Here is a 17,963-nt window from a genome sequence, read left to right on the forward strand (position 1 = left end):
CCTTCCCATAGGTATTCAGCTGCTTAGCCTTCGGCCTGCCCGCAGTGCATGTCCGACAAATATCTATATAAAAACCACTTATCGAAGTTAGACCTATATTGGCCCTGTCAGATATGGGGACAATTATGTTCAGTAAACTCGATCCAAACAAAAGCTTTTGCAATATATATAGCCAAGTAAAAGACGGAAAAGACAACCAGCACGTCCGAGCGGCATGCAAGAAAGGCCAAAGCAAGGTCTACCTGCACAATTCATGGTCTTTTGGGTTCAGCTCTGCACGGCGCGAAAAACGTGATGCAAAACGCAAGGCCGGGGCCGCTGCGGTCTACCGCGCGCTGGTCAACCAGTATGGTGTGAAAATTGCCAATGAAAGCCTGACCAAGGTGGGGCAGCGTCGTCAGCATGATTTGCGTCACCAGGTGACCGTTCAGGACATCAAGGCGATCAGAAAACACATTCAGACGACGTATCCCGGGCTTCAGATCGCCTCCGGGCACGAAGCGCCGAAAGGCCCCGAGACGGATGTAAATGCAGAATTGGTGTTTCGAAATGCGAACAGCAGCGTCGAGCACTTCGAGGCGAATTTCGACTTCGAGAGAGCATCCGATGAACGCGGTTTTCTCGAAGACCCCGAAAACCAGGAGTTTGTCAAACGGCGGATCACCGGCATCGCCCTGGAGCAAGCGGCACGCGCCGGAGGCAACCATCAAGACCCGGATCTGAACGAAATCGCTGAAACCTCGCCTTTGGTCTATCCGGGCGATGAACCGGACGCCCTACAAAACGCCTGGCAGAAATCGGAAAAAGCTGCTCAAGACGCGTTTGCAAGCCTGTCCAATGAAAGTGCCAGTGCCCCGAAACGCGGCCGGGATCCGGCCACACTGTTCGTGCGCAACAGCATCAAATTGGTCAACGCTTCGCTCAATACTGCAAACCTGACCAACGGGGCCGCGCAACAGTATGACCAAACCTTTGAGGCCAAGCTCGATGATATTGGAAATGCGGACCCCGCCCTCCAGGCCCGCCAGGCCGCTCACACAAGTGCGACATCCCTCACGCCCGCCCAAGCCAACGAAGCCTACAAAAACGCCATGGGCATGAATGGCCCCGCACGGCTGTCGATTGCGGCCGCAGGGCTTCATGCGCTTTTGCACAGCGGTGGAACACATGCCCAGCAGGACAATGGTCACTTGCACTGTTCCAGCGCATTGGTCACAGCACTTGTCTACCGCAGCGAAGCGGACATGCCTCAGGGCCGTTCCGGTTCCCGGATGCAGGAGCTCAGTCATCTGCGGGATGCAACCCGGTTCGAGACACTTCTTCAGGACGGTGGGTTTTCACGGGATCAGGTCAGAAACCTGTGCGAGGACTATCGCCTTCACGGCGATGCCATCTTCAACAAAACGTCTCCCCATGCTCCGCTGGTTGACTGGATGATGGACCGCGCGGGCATCACTGATCGGGATGCCTTGAAAAAAGCGTTCAATCAATCCGTGCCACGGCGTGATCCAAAGGACGTCAAACAGGATTTGATGCGGGCGAATGAAGACCGGAACATCCTGACCGATCGCAAGCTCAACCTGAAGCCGATTTCCGGCTCCAAGGGTGCGGATACTATGGGACTGTCAGCTGCCGAAGGCTTCGATAAGGAACTCGCCCCGGTCCGCCAACGCCATGCAGCTTACCAGCTGATCCTTGCAGCCATTGAAAACCCGGACCTTTTGACGCCGGAAAGGACTGAAAAGCTCACCAAGCTTCTAGGTGAACCGAGCCTTTGGGCCGGCCATGCAGGCCTGCCTAGCCGGGCCCGGGGCTTCAAGGAGCTCCTCGAACAGGACGATCCCGATAAAACCAAGCTCAAGCTGCGGGGCGAAAACCTTGCCAAAATGATGGCGTCAGCAAACAGAGACGTTTTCAAGGATCTGGACCGGTCTCTTGATGAAGGCCGGGCGCGGTCTCAGATCCGCGCCAAAGGCCGGCTTTGGCAGGAAGACCGGTTTGACAGACTTATTGCTATGGCAAGCGGACAAGGACACGGCAACGGGCACAACCAACAAGTCAATGGCCAGGTACAGATCAACGGTCAGGCCCAAGCAAACGGTCACGATGAACATGGCGCACACGGCCACGATCACGAGGCAGGCCCTGTTGGCAAGGTACTCGGTGCGACCGAGACAAAATACGCCTTCAAGGCAGCCAACAATGGGCTTCTTCTCGGCGACGCAATTGCTCATCAGCGTGAACACCTGTTCCACGAGGAATTGCATTTCGATCTGAAGGTCGATGCAGCGGCGCTCGGCTTGAAAGGCGTCGAACACATTTTGGGTCTCGGACAGGCTGTCATGCTTGCCAAGGACGCCTCGCATCACCTTCATGTCACAGGAAAGGTGCGCGACGACTACCGGACCGCCGCCCGCACCTTCAAGCAGGCCGATAGCAACTGGAAAGAAGTTTCACTTGCTGTAAAGACCATCGACAAGGGCTTGAAACACATGGTGCCGCCCGAGGAATTGATTGGCGGTTTCGCTGCTGCTCTGAACAAGGGCCAGCATGCCCCGGCCACGTTCAAGCCAAGAGATGCAGCCGTATTCAAACGGGTTGTCCTGGCACTGTCGCCAGATCTCAGTGAACGCGGCAAACAGCATCTTGAAACCTATTTGACAAATGCAGACGCGAACCTTCGCGAGAACGCCTACGCTCAGTTGATGCGCGAAGTCTCGAATGGCTTGAATGACGGTTCGCAACTCGGCTTCGCACCGTTCGAAAACGCCAAGGAACGGCTGCTACGGGACTTGAGCACCGAAAAACGCGCCGCCGACGCAGCCAACAAGACCATGTCCAAGATGGTTGCGACCTATGGCAAAAATCAGGAAGTCGCCGATGCCATGCGCTCGGAATACAAGGCAGAACTTGGGATTGCGACGGCAAACCTGATCAAATACGTGGCCGAGCTTGGTGAAGACGCGCTCCACGCCCTGCACTTCTTCCACGATCTACCGATGAAGGAGGCAACCAAGGCCGCGCTCGAGGTCGCCGGCGGTGCGCTTGGGCTTGTCGCCGGCGCGATTGGCGCAGGCGTTGCGACCTACGAAACCATTCACGAGGCACACGGTGCTCACGAAGACAAGAAAACGGCTCAAAAGGCTTCTGATGTCAAAAATGTCTTCATGAAGCAGACCGAGCAGCTGTCTGCGGTGAAGGCAAACGGGCAGTATGAGACCAACGACAGCGTTCTTGCGCCGCGCGACCCGGAACTTGCCGGAATTTATGAAACGGTCTCCAAGCACCACACCGACCTGTCCGGCAAGAAAACCAAAAAGGCGATTGGTGAGGCAACACTGGCCGCCGGTTATATTGCGGGCGGTATTGCGTCTGGCGCATCACTTGCCACTGGGGCGACCGCGGTTGGCATCGCCGCGGCAGCCGGCCCGGTTGGGTGGGCGCTTTTGGGTGTCGGCGCCGTCGGCGTAATTGGGCTAACGGCATACAATTACGCCCAAAAATACATCGCTGCGAAGGAAAACGAAGCCTTGCGGAAAGTCATGACCGGTGACTGGGAGGCCCTGCAAGCGTATGCCCAACGCCACGATGATCTACCGGAGCTGAACAACGAACAGGATTTGGCTGCACGGAAAGTGGTTCAAAACCATGCCCTTGCCGCCATGACCAAACAAAGTGTCCGGTTCGCTCTTGCCCAGTTCCATGAACGGCTGAAACACGAAGTGGAGAATGTCGACAGCGCTCATTGGGGCCATGCCCCAACGATCAAGGCCTTGAGCGCATTCTACAAGGACCCGGTCCAGATCAAGGCGATCGCGCAACTGGGCACCGGTCAGGCCATGGAAATTCTGGCAAAGCGGTTCCAGATTGACCTGCCGGGCGGACAGGCTCCGGTTTACTAGTCACCGGCGAAGCGGCGGCGCAAGCCGCCGCTCCAACTGTGCTTGAACATACCTTTAACAAACCAGGCAGGCCGCACAACAGTGTAGCCGGGAAAAATGCTGGCGATCCGCACCGCGGTGAACCGAAGCAGCTCCCGACGTGATCACACCCTGGTTTTTTCAGGAGACCCACGCCGCGGATCCTATCATCGCTTTGCCGGCTTCAATCGCAACGTGAGCGCATCGGTCAAACGAGAATGCATTGAGCCGCTCACACACAGCAGTTCAAAGCTGGCGGAGACCTCTGAAAGCGCCCTCGCAATGATCCCGTTAGCCTGTTGACTTAATCCGTCAGCTTGCCCGCAAACGAGGGACAGCCAGCAAAAAATGCTCATAAAAACTCATTAGGACCCGGCATGTAGAGATCAGCTTTTCCAATTTCAGGTGACCCTACGGAGCTGCGCTAGGACGCTGCATCCCCAAAAGACAGGACGCCGAAATGTTTACACCAACGCCCCCAAAGAACACCGCAGCGAAAGTGTCAGGCTCCCTGCCGCCTGCCGCCGAAAACAATGGAACCGGCACCAGCTCTCCAATGAGCGGGCAAACCGCAGCGAACGGTTCTCAAAAACCAGCCCCCAAGGCACCCCTGGCCCTCGTCCGGTTTAACTCTCCGAACCAGCAATTCTTAGCCTCCCCCTCTCCAATTGCCACCTCACCTGCTCCAACGCCCTCCGCCCAACAGCGAGACCTCCGGGAACCCCAAACCGTTTTCACGCCTCACGGTTTTAACCGCGACATATCTTTTGTATTGTTCTCCTATCTGTTTGATCTGGATGCCGACGCAATTGCTGCCATTGACCGGAACCATCAGCAGCTGGTGTTCGGAAAGAGCCAAAACGAAAAATTCTGCCTGCATGATGCCGCAACCAGAATCGCCGATGCTCCGGAAGATCTCCAGCTCGATTACATCCGCTCACGGGGAGCTGCGAATTTCTCGGCACCTGAACTGGAAAAACTCGCCCGGTCCAAGTCTCCAAAGATCCAGCTGTTTGTTGCCATGCACACAAATGCCCCGAAACAGTTCTTCAACCCGAACAACCCGGCGAACAAACTCGGTCAGCCAATTTTCCTGATCGGCCGCGTTGGTTCGCCGCCCGTGCAGATCACCAAACAAACGGCGCGCTGGCTGGAGAACCACTGCAGACAGAACGTACAAAACCGGGATGTTTTGCATGCAATGGCCCAAAGCCCGTTCCTGCATCCGCAAAAGCAGGAGCATCTGGCAGGCACGGTCGGTCTACTGACCATTCGCGACCAGGCCTACCTGCCCATCACCCGTGGTTTGCTCGCCAACGAGAAGGTGAGCGCGGACGCCCTGAAGACGCTCGCGGAGAACGTATCGCAGGACGATCACAAGGCAAAACACAAGATCATCAATCACCCGAATGGCGATAGCCGGTCGGTGGATGCGTGCTTGAACAATTTCCCGCCGCTGGCCCCGCGGACACAGAGGAAACGTTGGGATCTGTCTCCGTCTGTCAAGAATTGTGATGACCGTGACGTCCTCAAGAAAATCCGGGCCAAGCACAACACCAAATTCGGGATGCGGGAGGTCAAACTGACCAGCGAAACAGTTCGCGCACTTGATGAAAAAATCAAGCAAACCAAACCTGCCAGCAAAGATTCTGGCAGCTGCTTGATCCAGTAGGCCCCTCCTTTAATACCGGGGGCCGCGGAGCTGGGAACCCATGCTCCAATCCCTTTCAAACGCTAGATAGTCTGCTCGGCCTTGCCCCTGCCCAACAGGATCTGGGACGGGTTCGGGCCGGCCAGAATACGGGGTTTAATCAGGGCGCCACCCGAAGAAACCGCTTTTCCTTCCTAGTCAGGTCGGGCCAAATGTGAGAGACCGACCTGGGATTCGCGCGCGCTCGTTTCCGAAGGCTTTTTGATGTTCCCCCCAAATGCTTACATCTTGTGCACCTCACCCCGCAGCGGCAGCACTTTGTTGTGCAAGCTTTTGAAGGACACCGGTCTTGCCGGGAATCCAAAATCCTATTTTCACAAACCCGATGTTTCCGAATGGTGCTCCTATCTCAGTCTCCCACCAAAGGCGCAACACTCAACGGCCGAGCATGTGAGAGAAACGTTTGCGGCAGCTGTTGCGCAGGGCCGTGACGGCGGCCCGCTTTTCGGGTTGCGCTTGCAGCGGCACAGCTTCAGCTTTTTCATGGATCAGCTGGCGTTCCTGTATCCCGGCAGCAGCAGCGATGCTGAACGACTTGAGGCGGCATTCGGATCTATCCGGTTCATTCACCTGACCCGGGAAGACAAGGCGGCGCAGGCGGTTTCCTTCGTCAAGGCAGAGCAAACCGGACTCTGGCACAAAGCTCCAGATGGAACCGAGCTTGAGCGGCTTTCACCCCCTTCACCCCCAGCCTATGACGCCGGTGCACTCGGTGAGGCTTATCACCGTTTCACGGCGTTTGACCGTGATTGGACAGCTTGGTTTAAGCGCGAATCCATAAAACCGATCAAGATCACCTATTCCGAGCTTGAGGCAGATCCACCGGCCACTCTCGCCCGGGTGCTGGAGGCCCTTTGCCTCGATCCGGAAGCTGCAAAAGGGATCACTCCGGGAACTGCGAAACTCGCAGACAAGACCAGCGCAGAATGGACCTTGCGGCTCAAGGCGGACATGGAGCGTGCGCAAGCCAGGCCTGTTTCTCCCCTCTCAAAATCCAGATAGCCTGCGGGGCTTGCCCTGCCCGACTCAGGACGTTTTTATGCCGCCTAGCCAAACACGCCTCCTCGCGACGCTGACCGTTGTCACGACCGGTGCATTTTGGGGGCTTTACTGGTTCCCGGTCCGCCAGCTCGAGGCCGCCGGTCTGCAAGGCGCCTGGGGATCAGCAGCAATCGTTGCCGCCGCGACGCTTTTGACCGCGCCTTTCGCGTTTGCCCGGCCGTCGGCGCTCCTCAAAGCCGACCGGCTTGCGCTTTGTTTTGTAGCGCTTGGCGGCTTTGCGTTCGTTCTGTATTCGGCCGCTTTTGTCTATGGCCGGGTTGCGATCATCGTTCTGCTGTTTTTCCTGACGCCGGTCTGGAGCACGCTGATCGGCCGCCTCGTGCTTGGCTGGCGCGCCACCAGACTGCGCATCGCCGCAATTGCATCAGGTCTTGCCGGGCTGGGCCTGATGCTTGGCGCGGGCGGCCAGGTGCCAATGCCGCAGGGTTTGGGCGAATGGCTCGGCCTTGTCTCCGGCTTTTTATGGGCTGTTGCCACCACCGGCCTGCGCGTCCGGCCAAAGGTTCCAGCCGGTCCGGCCAGCTTTGTGTTCGCCCTGGGCGCATTGGCCGGTGTTCTGGCCTTCGCACCGTTCCTCGCACCTCTCCCGGACACACTGCGCTTAGGCGCACTCGGCACCGCTTTCGGCATTGCCCTTTTGGCAGGCGGTCTGTGGTGGGGCGCAGCCAACGCAGCCCTCATGTGGGCAGCACCGCAGCTGGAACCTGCGCGTACCGGCATACTTTTGATGAGCGAAGTGCTGATCGGCGCCGTCTCGGCTGCCGTTCTTGCGGGCGAGCGTCTTGGGCCGCTGGAACTTGCCGGAGGCCTGCTGGTCCTGACCGCCGGCATTCTGGAAGTCTGGCCCGTGAAAAAAGCCCCCGCTCCTTTGAAAAGCGAAGGCCGCTGATCTCCTCTGGACAAACCGGGTGGCGGGCGCCGCCCGGTTTGTCCAAAGGCCCTTAAGCGAACAGATCCGACAACAAAAACGCCTGGCCACTGTCGAGCAACAGATACTCGACATGATCTTCCGCACCGAACCAGCCTGTGAGCTGGGCATAGTTGTCCAGCGACCCATCCGCAGCATCGTCTGCAGTATAGAACACCAGATCGTTGCCGAACTGGTTGATCTGGATCTGCGAAACATCCACGCCCTTGTAGGCCAGAACATCCTGCGTACCTGACCCGTCCGTGATCAGCATCTTTCCAAGACTGTCGAACTGGAACGTATCGTTTCCAGCACCGCCCTCGGCTGCAACCAGCTGATCGGACTCGTCGATGATCTGGTCATCGCCGCCCCCGCCCGACAGGAAGTCGTATTTGTTCGGGTTGGATCCGGCCAGATCGCCGCCCAGGCCGCTGCCGATGACATCGTTGCCTTCGCCGCCATCGATCTGGTCCCAACCGGCCCCTCCAGCAATGACATCATTGCCGGCAAAACCGATCAGAACGTCATCGCCCCCCGCACCGTTCAAGGTGTTGGCGACATCATCGCCGGACAGAAGATCTCCGAACTCCGAGCCATAGACGTTTTCGATACCGGTGAGAACATCGCCTGCTGCGGCGCCGTTTTGTTCCGGCTGGCCATCGCTCAGATCAACAATCACACCGGCTGTCGAGCTGGTGTAATAGACCCAGTCAATGCCGTCGCCGCCGTCGATCTGGTCGGCCCCGTCACCGCCAGATATCTGATCGTCTCCGGCCCCGGCGGACAAAACGTCGTTGCCCGCACCGCCACTCAGGACGTCATTGCCGGCCCCGGCAGCAAACACGTTCTGACCGTCATCGCCCACCAGCGTATCGGCAAAGGCGGTTCCGACAACCTGGGTGATGTTGACCAGGGTATCGCCTTCGGCAAATCCACCGGTCTCCGCCAGCGTGTCGGAAAGATTGACCGTTACGCCTGCCGTCGACAGGCTGTAATTGACCGTGTCCAGGCCACCGCCGCCTTCGAGCGTGTCAGCCCCCGCGTCACCGACCAGAATGTCGTTGCCAAGGCCGCCGTTCAAAAGGTCGTCGCCAGCACCACCGTAAAGCGTGTCGATACCGTCATCGCCGTTCAGCGTGTCGTTGCCTGCATCACCGTAGAGTGTGTCATTGCCAGCGCCGCCGCTCAGAACATCATTGCCAGCCCCGCCGACAACCTCGTTGGCGGCCGCGTCGCCGGTAAAGGTGTCGCCGAAGCCGGACAGGACAATGCGCTCAATATTTTTCAGCGTATCGCCGCCGGCCGTGCCGCCGGTCATGTCGACAACCACACCGGATTGGGAAAGGCTGTAATTGGCCGTGTCGACGCCATCACCGCCGTCCAGCAGATCCGCGCCCTCACCGGCCACCAGCGTGTCATCACCGATGCCGCCATAGAGCTTGTCATCGCCGTCATCGCCATAAAGAACGTCGTTGTCGGCACCGCCGTAGATCTTGTCGTCGTTGTCGCCACCGCGCAGGGTATCGTTGCCTGCGTCTCCTTTCAGGGTGTCGTTACCGGTCCCCCCAAAGATCTCATCTGCGCCGTCTCCGCCATCGACATCGTCCGCGCCTTCATCGCCGAAGATCTTGTCATCGCCGTCATTGCCATCAATGAAGTCATCGCCTATCCCACCGGATAGCTGATCCTTTCCGCGGCCACCAAGAATAATGTCATTGCCATCGCCGCCAAGGATGATGTCATTTTCAGTGCCGCCGTCTAGAATGTCATCGCCAATGCCGCCATCGATAAAATCATCGCCGCCTTCGCCGCTGATCTGGTCATTTCCAGATCCACCCGACAGGCCAACATACTGATTTGTCCCCGTTTTTATCTTGTCGTCATCCTGGCCGCCATAAATGGTGTCGTCTCCACCGCCGCCGAAGATCACATCGCTGCCGCGGTCGCCATAGATCTTGTCCTTGTCACCAAGCGTCGTGCTGTCGTCATTGTCGCCATAGATGATATCGTCATCACCGCCGCCCGAAATGGTGTCGCGGCCAAGCCCTGCTTCGATATAGTCTTTGCCGACTTCACCATTGATGCGGTCGTTGCCGGTTCCGCCAAAAAGTTCGTCATTCCCATCCCCGCCATCGATCCGGTCATCACCGGCCCCGCCATCTACAATGTCGTCACCGCTTCCGGCATAAATTGAGTCTCCGCCGCCAAATCCGCGCACAAAATCATCGCCGCCCCGTGCCCAAACCGTATCACTTTGTTCGGTCGTTGGGAGTTTTGTGTCCGCGCCGTCTGTGCCGTTAATAATCGCCATGTTGACCTCTGCTTGAAAAAACACAGAGTTGCTAGCTCAAAAGGTTGACTGTGCCTGGATTGCGGATCTGCAGAAGGACGCCACTCCACTCAATCACACGCCCGATGTGGGCTTGCGATTTGCCGCCCGGTTCCAACACCCCCTGAACCGCCACAACCCACCTATTTTGAGAGTAATACAAATTCTAGCAACTCATGCTTGAATATGCGCGATTCTAACACTGATAAAAATACAAATTTATCCCGTATAGGTAGATTTTACCCTATTACGCAATCAAATAATTAGGACCTTGTTAAGGGATTGTGGCTAAATTACCCTCAATAGTTGCATTTTTTTGGACATTGCCATGCTCTCCGACGCGACAGTTGCCTCACCGCTCCGCACTCCAGCCAGCCAATTATCTGATCAGGCAAAGCCACCGAAGGCCCTTTCAAACAACGGGCAACAGAAGGCGGAAATCAAAAAATATGCCTTTTCCGCTGAGGCTGTCAGAGTTGCAGTTAGCGTGGTAAATGATAAAAACACAAACGATACGTTAGAAACCCGAAACCCACCGGCGCCCGACGAACGGCCGCAGACTGGCAGTGCTTTCGACATACCAGGGCTCAGTCAGCGGTTTATGCGCATCCGGGAGCTTTTGACGGAAGAAATTACCTTCCTGGAAAACAACGACCCGGTCGCACCGGTCGCCTTGTCCAAGGACGAAACCGAAGATGTGCTCAAGCGCCTGGCCGAAGCGGGCAGCAGCCCAAGCTTCGGCGAGGACGGGATTTACGTCGGCATGCTCGACGGTCTCGCCTACACCTTCACCAAAGGCGGCGGGGCAACCGTACACGACCCCCGCTATGCCACCAGCGAAGAAAACGGACAAATGCGGCTGGAGCATGCACACCAAAGCCTTGCTGATGTGAACCGCTTTTTTGCCGCTGAAGCTGATTACCGGGCGAATGAAGCCAAGGCGCTGTCAGGTGCGCGGATCGACAAGTCTGCCTAACGATCGTCCATCCGCATATCCCATTTTATTTTGGACATTGCCATGCTCTCCGACGCGACAGTTGCCTCACCGCTCCGCACTCCAGCCAGCCAAACACCCGTGAAACCCGGGCAAGCGGCCCAAGCAGAGCGGGCAGAGAAGGCGAATACTCAGGCGGCAACGCCTCCGCCCTTCGCACAGGAGGCGGTTGATCTGTCGGCTTTGGCCAAACCGGATCAGCCGCTCAACACACGCCAGCAGTCGGACGGGTCGGGCCTTGCTAGCTTGGAACTTGTGGAAGACTATAGCGCAGCTTTTCAGGCATGGTCCGAGGCCAACAGGGAAGCTGGCTCTATTTGGGCAAATGACCGCACGGAGGAAGCTCTCAAGGCGTTCGAAGAACTCTACGACCGGATTGAGAAGACGGAGCCTGTTGCCGCGCGCGTGCTGGATACGGAAGAAGCCGAAGAGGCGCGTCGCCGCTTTGAGGGCGTTGAACCCAATATCCAGTCTGAAAATGGCCTGGTTGCCTTCATTTCAGAAGGGCTGCGCTACAATTTCGAGCCGGATGGACAAGTCACTGTCAACGCCCAGGGCGTTCCGACCTCTGAACAACAGAAGCAGTCCTGGCTGGAAAGCTTGAGAGAAACCTTAAAGGGATCTGACGATGGTCTGCGTGAAGGCGAGCGCAAGACACTGGCAGAACAGGCCTCCCAGAAGGCAACAGACGCGGTCGCGCGCATGGGCGCGCTCGAAAACGCTTACGGCATTGGTGGCTTTTCCGGATCCATCACGGACACAACGGCCTGACTAATTTCCAGCCGCACATTCCATTCTTTTTGGACATTGCCATGCTCTCCGACGCGACTGTCGCCTCCCTGCTGCGCTAACGCACAAGAATATTCTTGAATTGCCAGGGATCGGTTTCGTCGAGATCTTCGGGGAAGAAGCCCGGACGGCCGTCGAGCGGGGTCCAGTCGGTGTAGTACCCTTTAACCGGCCCTAGATAGGGCTTTTGTATTTCCAGGCAGCGCGCATGGTCCATTTCATCGGTCTCAACAATGCCCGCTTCCGGGTTTTCCAGCGCCCAGACCATGCCCGCCAGCACCGCGGATGTCACCTGGAGCCCGGTGGCGTTCTGGTAGGGCGCAAGCTTGCGGGTTTCTTCAATAGACAGCTGCGAGCCGTACCAATAAGCGTTCTTTTTGTGACCATACAGCAGGACGCCAAGCTCATCTGTGCCGTCCTGAATTTCTCTTTCGTCCAGCACATGCAGCTTGTCCTGAACCTTTCCCGCCGAGCCGAACAATTCGTGCAGAGACAGGACCGCCACATTGGCCGGGTGGTAGGCATAGTGGCAGGTTGGGCGGAATTTGAGCTTTTTGCCTTCTTCCACGGTAAAATAGTCGGCGATTGAAATAGCCTCATTGTGGGTCACGAGAAAGCCGTACTGAGCGCCCGGTGTCGGGCACCATGTGCGCACCCGCGTGCTGGCACCTGGCTGCTCCAGGTAGATCGCGGCACGGCAGCCCTTTTTGTGTTCATGGGCGTTTTTCGGTTTCCAGCGCTCGTGCGTGCCCCAGCCCAGCTCTGCCGGCTGGAAGCCCTCCGACAAGAAGCCTTCTACGGACCATGTGTTCCAGAACTCGTCCATCGGCTTCGGCGCCGTGGCGCGCTGGGTATCCCGTTCCGCGATGTGTATGCCTTTTACGCCCGCCTTCTTCATCAGCTTTGCCCAGCCTTTTTGGCTGTCCGGCGTCTTGGCCTTCAATCCAAGATCGGCCGCAATGTCCAAAAGCGCCTGCTTGACGAACCAGGACACCATGCCCGGATTGGCACCGCAGCAGGACACCGCCGTCGTGCCGCCCGGATTTTTCTTCTTTTCCTTGCGCACGGTCTCCCGCAGCGCGTAATTCGTCCGGTCGGCGGCGGACGCCTTGTCATCGAAATAAAACCCGGGCCAGGGCTCAACAACAGTGTCGATGTAAAGGACGCCGAGTTTCCGGCACAATTTCATGATGTCGAGCGAAGACGTATCGACTGACAGATTGACCACAAAGCCCTGCCCTTTGCCTTCGGTCAAAAGCGGCGTCAGGATCTCTTTATAATTGTCCGGCGTCAAAGCCGCTTTCTGAAAGGCATACCCCCGGTCCGTAACCAGTTTGGCATCCGTATCGACCGGATCTATAACGGTGAAACGCTTGGCATCGAACTCAAAGTGGCGCTCGATCAACGGCAGCGCGCCCTTGCCGATCGAGCCAAGGCCGATCATCACCAACGGACCGGTTATGGTGCCGTGCACCGGAGCTTTCCGGATATGCGGCGCGGGTTTGCGCGCGGTTTTTTTAGCCGCCGTCTTGCGGGCGGCTGTTGTTCTGGTGGCCGCCGGTTTTGCCGCCGGTTTCTTTACCGCCTTGTCCGCCGATGCGGGGTCAACAGGGACAGCTTTTGCTCGGGCCGTTTTTTTCTGCGCCGGTGCTTTTGCGGCCGAAGTTTTTGTTGCGCGAGACTTTGTTTCAGAAGACTGGGGAGTAGAGGCCTTTGCGGACCGGCCGTTTGCCGGTTTCGCAGATGCCGGTTTTTTTGCCGGTTTTTGCGGAGCTGCAGCTTTCGGCGCTTTGCCTGTGGTCTCGTCGCTCATGAAATGCATTCCCCCAATAAAGCCGGCAGCCCGTCCGGGCCAGCCACGCGTCCTAACAAAACGCCCATAAAAAAGCGCACATTTTGCGCTTTTGCAACCGTTTCCTTTGGACCGGACACACCGTGCCCGCCCCGCGCGGCGGACTGTAGCTGGATCCGGCGGCTAGAGCCTCTGAATTGCAAAGACGCTCTGCGGATCCGCGCCGTGGTTTGCGGCCGGGTCGCCGAAACCGGCTGCCCGCAATTCACCGTAAAGGCCAAACAGATGCCCGGGGGCGAGTTCAACCGCCAGAAACCGGGCCCGCTCGACGGGTCCAGGCAGGCAAACATCGTCCAAAAGACCGGGCTCGAACCCAAACCGGCTGTAGTAGGCGGCATCGCCGACCAGCAGGATCGAACCATATCCGCCCAGAGCTGCCTGGTTCAAAGCATGTCGCATCAATCGGTCGCCCACCTTGTGGCCCCGCATGCACGGGTCCACGGCCAGCGGGCCAAGCAGCAAGGTTTCGTTGCCCTGCGGATCGCTGACCGACCAAAGACGAACGGTCCCCGTCAGCCTGCCATCGGCATCCAAAGCCGAATAGGCGAAGACAGGCAAACGGCCCTCCCGCAAACGCTCAGAGGTTTTCAGGGTCCGGTCAGGTCCGAATGACAGGTCAAGCAGGGCCTCGCGGGCACCGATATGAGCCGGTGCCTCGTCAACGATTGAGATCATGTCTGGGACCCTGCGTCAGATCACGTAGGAGGCAAGCGGCGCGAAACCATTGAACCCGACGGACGAATAGGTCGTCGTGTAGGCGCCGCAGGCTTCAATCAGGATCTTGTCGCCAATCGACAGGCTGACCGGCAGCTCATACGGGGTCTTTTCGTAAAGCACGTCAACGCTGTCACAGGTTGGTCCCGCCAGAACACAAGGCATGGTCGCATCGCCGTCTCTCGGCGTCTTGATCGGATAACGGATCGCCTCGTCCATGGTTTCGGCAAGTCCGTGGAACTTGCCGATGTCGAGATAGACCCAGCGCACCGCATCATCGTCGTGCTTCTTGGAAATCAGCACAACTTCCGCCTCGATCAGGCCCGCGTTGCCGACCATGCCGCGGCCGGGCTCAATGATGGTCGAGGGCAGTCGATTGCCGAAATGTTTGGTCAGCGCCTGAAAGATCGCAGACCCGTAGGTCGGAACTCCCGGGATGTCCTTCAGGTAGCGGGTCGGGAACCCGCCGCCCATATTGACCATCTTCAGCTCTATCCCGCGAAGCGCCATCTCTTGGAAGACCCCGGCTGCCATGGCGAGAGCGAAATCCCAGGCTTGGAGGTTGGCTTGCTGCGAGCCGACATGGAAGGAAACTCCGTGAGCGGTGAGACCGTTCCGGTGGGCGTGTTCGAGGACATCGGGGGCCATGTCCGGGTCACATCCGAATTTGCGGGAGAGCGGCCATTCGGCGCCAACGCCGTCACACAGGACCCGGCAGAAGACTTTACTGCCAGGCGCGACCCGAACAATTTTGTCGACTTCTTCGACGCAGTCGACGGCGAAGAGACGGACTCCGTACGCATAAGCTTTTGCAATGTCTCGCTCCTTCTTGATCGTGTTTCCATAAGAAATGCGCGATGCATCCGCACCGGTCGCCAGCACCATCTCAATTTCGCCGACTGAAGCGCAGTCGAACGACGAGCCGAGGCTTTCCAGAAGGGATAGGATTTCGGGCGCAGGGTTGGCCTTTACCGCATAATAGACCGAAGTGTCGGGCAAGGACCGGGCGAAGGCTTCGTAGTTGTCCCGGACAATATCGAGATCGACCACAACACACGGGCCATCCTCGTCGCGCCGGCGGAGAAAATCGCGGATACGTTGGCTCATCGGGGGGCTCCCCTTTCCAATAACTTGCTGCGGCCGCCCACTCGTTGTTTGTTTCGGGCGCTGCAGTTTCACGTCGCAGGGTGCTGGATGTGCAACCCGGCCGCCCCCGGTTTGGAGCCGGAGGGTGGACTGCATCACGCAGCGACGGTTGGGCAATGCAGCTCAAGAATGTGAGCGCAGTGCTTTCCCGCGTCGGAAATGCCTGATTGGATCGGATAGACCGAACCGCACGTCAGACAATGATGTAACAAGTGCCTCTTCAGTGACCCCGGAGGTTGGAAACCCCGGCAGAGACCAAAAAAGCCCTCTTACGTCGTTGCTTTAAGCCGTCCGGATCTTCTGCCCCGCCCCTTGGCGGTTGTTCATGGCAGCGGCCCCTTAAGAAGTTCAACCTGAACTCCATGGACGACCTCGGGCACGTGCGAATTTGGGCGAGCAGGTGATGCAATAATTCGCGGCCGATTGCAAGAGCCAATTTTGCAAGACACTCAGTATCTTTGCGCCACAATTCAACGCAGCTGGCTTGTACGGCCAAACGGAAAAAGCGCCCGGCGCAGGTCAGACCGGATCACCCAAATAAGCCGCCAAGAGCACAGCCACTTCTTTCAAAAAGGACACGGAACCACCACCAGAAGCTTCATTACAGGACGGTAATACAGTGATAAGATCCTGTTATTTCAGTTTATTTTGATAAACGTCCATCTTTTTGCCACGTTTTAACACGCAAAAATTGAGGGGCAAAACATGAGCTTCAGCAGCAGCGGCAGTGTGAGTTTTCTGCTTAACTCATTCAGCAATGAGCCAAGCCAGTCTTCATTCGACGACGGAAACGATTCTGGATCAGAAGAGTTTGCCAGCAGCCTAAAGCAGGGATTCACCAGCAAAAACCCGCGAAAGCTGAGCCTGTCCACACCGCGCCAGGAGTCATTCCACCGTAAAGACAGATCAACTTCACTAGGGTCTCTGGATCCTGTGGAATTCGATGAGACCAGCAAGTCAGAGAACTCGGGTTTCACGCAAGACAAGCACCACCTGACCGCCTCCGGCACCGGCATCACCCCGCCAAAACCCAATACGCTGCAGAAGGCCGATCCATACCGAAGGCCGACCGAAGATATCCCCTACGGGTCTGCGCCAAGGGCTGACAAAAGTCAGCCTAAAAGAACAAAGCAGTTTGGAAACGAAACGCTGCCGTTGCAGTTCATCCGCCATATGCCAGGCCTGACGATCGACCGCATCTTCCAGGGCGACTTGGGAAAAGATGGCAACAGGCACATCCGGTCGGACAACGGCAAGGACGTTTACGTCAACCAGGGAAGGCTGAGCAAGGGAAGCTTTCAGGACCGCTTTTCCCTCAAGTCGGCGCAACGCCGCCGGGCGGACGGCGCCAAAGCCGTTTTTCAGGCATTGATGAACCAACTCGGAACCGCTTCAGCGGCGCGCTCGGTCCTGCAACGGGTCGCCAAGGAAAAGGGAACAACTGTCAACACCTTGATGGCAGAGGGCATAACAGTTCTTGATTTGGTGAAAATCCGCCACGCGGCCCAGAAAATCAGCAATGCCAAACGCAAACATGAAAAGCTGGTGGATCAACAAGACAGCGCTTTCGTCAGTGGCTTTAACCACAAGGGGCACAAGCACAATGAAAACCGTATGTCCAATGCTCCGGTCGCGACCAAAAACTTCGTCAGCGCCCATCTGCGCGCGCTGAACAAACGTCATTTGATGGAAAAGGGTGCTCCGCATCCGGGCCTGGACAAAGAACGTGCAAAGCTTGAGAAAACCCTGAAATACGGCCTCGAAGCCCGGATAGGTTCCACGCAAGACGCGAAAAACGCAGCGGTTGCCGTTTTCGATGACCTCCGCAGATCGACTTCACCGCGGCGGCTGGTTCAAAACCTGTTTCACCAAAGTGCTGCATCCAGCAAGCTGGCGGATCTTGAATACAAAGCAGCAACTGAAGCCGGGCGTGAGTGGGGATATGACGACACCCTGGAAATCCCGGCCAAGGCCTTCTCCATGGCGGAAATGTATCTTTGCCCGGCTGACAGGGACTGCTTGAGAGAGAAGTCCCTCTCGGACCAAACCTTGCGCAGCGTGCTGTTTGCAAAGGCTCTGTTCGAAGAAACCCTGGACAGCAATGACATGAATGCGCTGAACACGCTCGGCTCCCTTTCAGCATCCTTAACCTCGGCTTTGAGCATGTTTGTTCCCCCCGGCGCGCTTGCAGAAGAGACAACGCTTATCGGCGGCGCGATCAATCAGGCGGTAAATGAGCTTTCGGGACTGGACGAAAACACTCCGAAACAGCAGCGCAAGAACGAAAAACGCAAGTGGATAGCAAAACTAAAGGAGAATCGAAATTCACCGGACAGCAAACTGCTGTTGGCAACTGCCATGCGAATTGCTGGAGTGACTGACGCGCGAAAGGTGGAGAGTGCACTGCAGGAAATCGAAACTCACCGCAACAAGCTAAAGACATATTAGTTCTCAAGTGGCCGAGCTGGACCGTTTCAGCTCCGCCTCGCGGAAGACGTGCCGCTTTTGCCCCCCCCGGCGAGAGACCTGATCGCGCCAA

11 protein-coding genes are annotated in these 17,963 nt (G+C 57.5%); 7 read left to right on the forward strand and 4 right to left on the reverse strand.

Annotated features, from left to right (window positions below; genetic code table 11):
• Positions 1–125 precede the first annotated feature (125 nt).
• From JM93_RS04570 to JM93_RS04585, 4 genes are all read left to right on the forward strand, one after another.
• Positions 126–3,902 carry a hypothetical protein gene (locus JM93_RS04570; protein ID WP_145340840.1) on the forward strand — a complete coding sequence of 1,259 codons (3,777 nt, stop codon included), beginning with the start codon at positions 126–128 and terminating at the stop codon, positions 3,900–3,902.
• Between the two features lie 478 nt (positions 3,903–4,380).
• Complete coding sequence (locus tag JM93_RS04575) at positions 4,381–5,592, forward strand: hypothetical protein (protein ID WP_145340841.1); 1,212 nt, start codon at positions 4,381–4,383, stop codon at positions 5,590–5,592.
• 243 nt (positions 5,593–5,835) lie between these two features.
• Positions 5,836–6,633, forward strand: coding sequence for a Stf0 family sulfotransferase (locus JM93_RS04580; protein ID WP_145340842.1), 798 nt, complete (start codon positions 5,836–5,838; stop codon positions 6,631–6,633).
• 37 nt (positions 6,634–6,670) lie between these two features.
• A complete protein-coding gene (locus JM93_RS04585; RefSeq protein ID WP_145340843.1) occupies positions 6,671–7,582 on the forward strand; it encodes a DMT family transporter in 912 nt (303 codons plus the stop codon).
• A 52-nt stretch (positions 7,583–7,634) separates the two neighbouring features.
• Here JM93_RS04585 and JM93_RS04590 read toward each other — a convergent pair whose 3' ends face one another.
• Positions 7,635–9,911, reverse strand: a complete 2,277-nt coding sequence (locus JM93_RS04590) for a calcium-binding protein (protein WP_145340844.1) — start codon at positions 9,909–9,911, stop codon at positions 7,635–7,637.
• 346 nt (positions 9,912–10,257) lie between these two features.
• Here JM93_RS04590 and JM93_RS04595 point away from each other — a divergent pair, with 346 nt between their 5' ends.
• Entirely contained in the window at positions 10,258–10,905 is a 648-nt protein-coding gene (locus JM93_RS04595) for a hypothetical protein (RefSeq protein ID WP_145340845.1), read from the forward strand.
• A 42-nt stretch (positions 10,906–10,947) separates the two neighbouring features.
• Positions 10,948–11,694 (forward strand): hypothetical protein, encoded by a 747-nt coding sequence (locus JM93_RS04600; RefSeq protein ID WP_145340846.1) that lies wholly within the window; start codon positions 10,948–10,950, stop codon positions 11,692–11,694.
• A gap of 76 nt (positions 11,695–11,770) precedes the next feature.
• Here JM93_RS04600 and JM93_RS04605 read toward each other — a convergent pair whose 3' ends face one another.
• From JM93_RS04605 to JM93_RS04615, 3 genes are all read right to left on the reverse strand, one after another.
• Positions 11,771–13,156, reverse strand: a complete 1,386-nt coding sequence (locus tag JM93_RS04605; protein ID WP_145341070.1) for a homospermidine synthase — start codon at positions 13,154–13,156, stop codon at positions 11,771–11,773.
• Between the two features lie 531 nt (positions 13,157–13,687).
• On the reverse strand, positions 13,688–14,239 hold the full coding sequence (locus JM93_RS04610) for a GNAT family N-acetyltransferase (protein ID WP_145340847.1): 552 nt from the start codon (positions 14,237–14,239) through the stop codon (positions 13,688–13,690).
• A 15-nt stretch (positions 14,240–14,254) separates the two neighbouring features.
• Complete coding sequence (locus JM93_RS04615; RefSeq protein WP_145340848.1) at positions 14,255–15,385, reverse strand: type III PLP-dependent enzyme; 1,131 nt, start codon at positions 15,383–15,385, stop codon at positions 14,255–14,257.
• A 744-nt stretch (positions 15,386–16,129) separates the two neighbouring features.
• Here JM93_RS04615 and JM93_RS04620 point away from each other — a divergent pair.
• On the forward strand, positions 16,130–17,872 hold the full coding sequence (locus JM93_RS04620; protein ID WP_145340849.1) for a hypothetical protein: 1,743 nt from the start codon (positions 16,130–16,132) through the stop codon (positions 17,870–17,872).
• Positions 17,873–17,963: the final 91 nt, after the last annotated feature.

The sequence above is a fragment of the Roseibium hamelinense genome (genome assembly GCF_007830545.1).
GTDB lineage: Bacteria > Pseudomonadota > Alphaproteobacteria > Rhizobiales > Stappiaceae > Roseibium > Roseibium hamelinense.

Excerpts from the sequence above, each read along its gene's own strand:
- JM93_RS04570 (WP_145340840.1), top strand. The coding sequence starts at position 126 with ATGTTCAGTAAACTCGATCCAAACAAAAGCTTTTGCAATATATATAGC.
- JM93_RS04575 (WP_145340841.1), top strand. The coding sequence starts at position 4,381 with ATGTTTACACCAACGCCCCCAAAGAACACCGCAGCGAAAGTGTCAGGC.
- JM93_RS04580 (WP_145340842.1), top strand. The coding sequence starts at position 5,836 with ATGTTCCCCCCAAATGCTTACATCTTGTGCACCTCACCCCGCAGCGGC.
- JM93_RS04585 (WP_145340843.1), top strand. The coding sequence starts at position 6,671 with ATGCCGCCTAGCCAAACACGCCTCCTCGCGACGCTGACCGTTGTCACG.
- JM93_RS04590 (WP_145340844.1), bottom strand. The coding sequence starts at position 9,911 with ATGGCGATTATTAACGGCACAGACGGCGCGGACACAAAACTCCCAACG.
- JM93_RS04595 (WP_145340845.1), top strand. The coding sequence starts at position 10,258 with ATGCTCTCCGACGCGACAGTTGCCTCACCGCTCCGCACTCCAGCCAGC.
- JM93_RS04600 (WP_145340846.1), top strand. The coding sequence starts at position 10,948 with ATGCTCTCCGACGCGACAGTTGCCTCACCGCTCCGCACTCCAGCCAGC.
- JM93_RS04605 (WP_145341070.1), bottom strand. The coding sequence starts at position 13,156 with ATGATCGGCCTTGGCTCGATCGGCAAGGGCGCGCTGCCGTTGATCGAG.
- JM93_RS04610 (WP_145340847.1), bottom strand. The coding sequence starts at position 14,239 with ATGATCTCAATCGTTGACGAGGCACCGGCTCATATCGGTGCCCGCGAG.
- JM93_RS04615 (WP_145340848.1), bottom strand. The coding sequence starts at position 15,385 with ATGAGCCAACGTATCCGCGATTTTCTCCGCCGGCGCGACGAGGATGGC.
- JM93_RS04620 (WP_145340849.1), top strand. The coding sequence starts at position 16,130 with ATGAGCTTCAGCAGCAGCGGCAGTGTGAGTTTTCTGCTTAACTCATTC.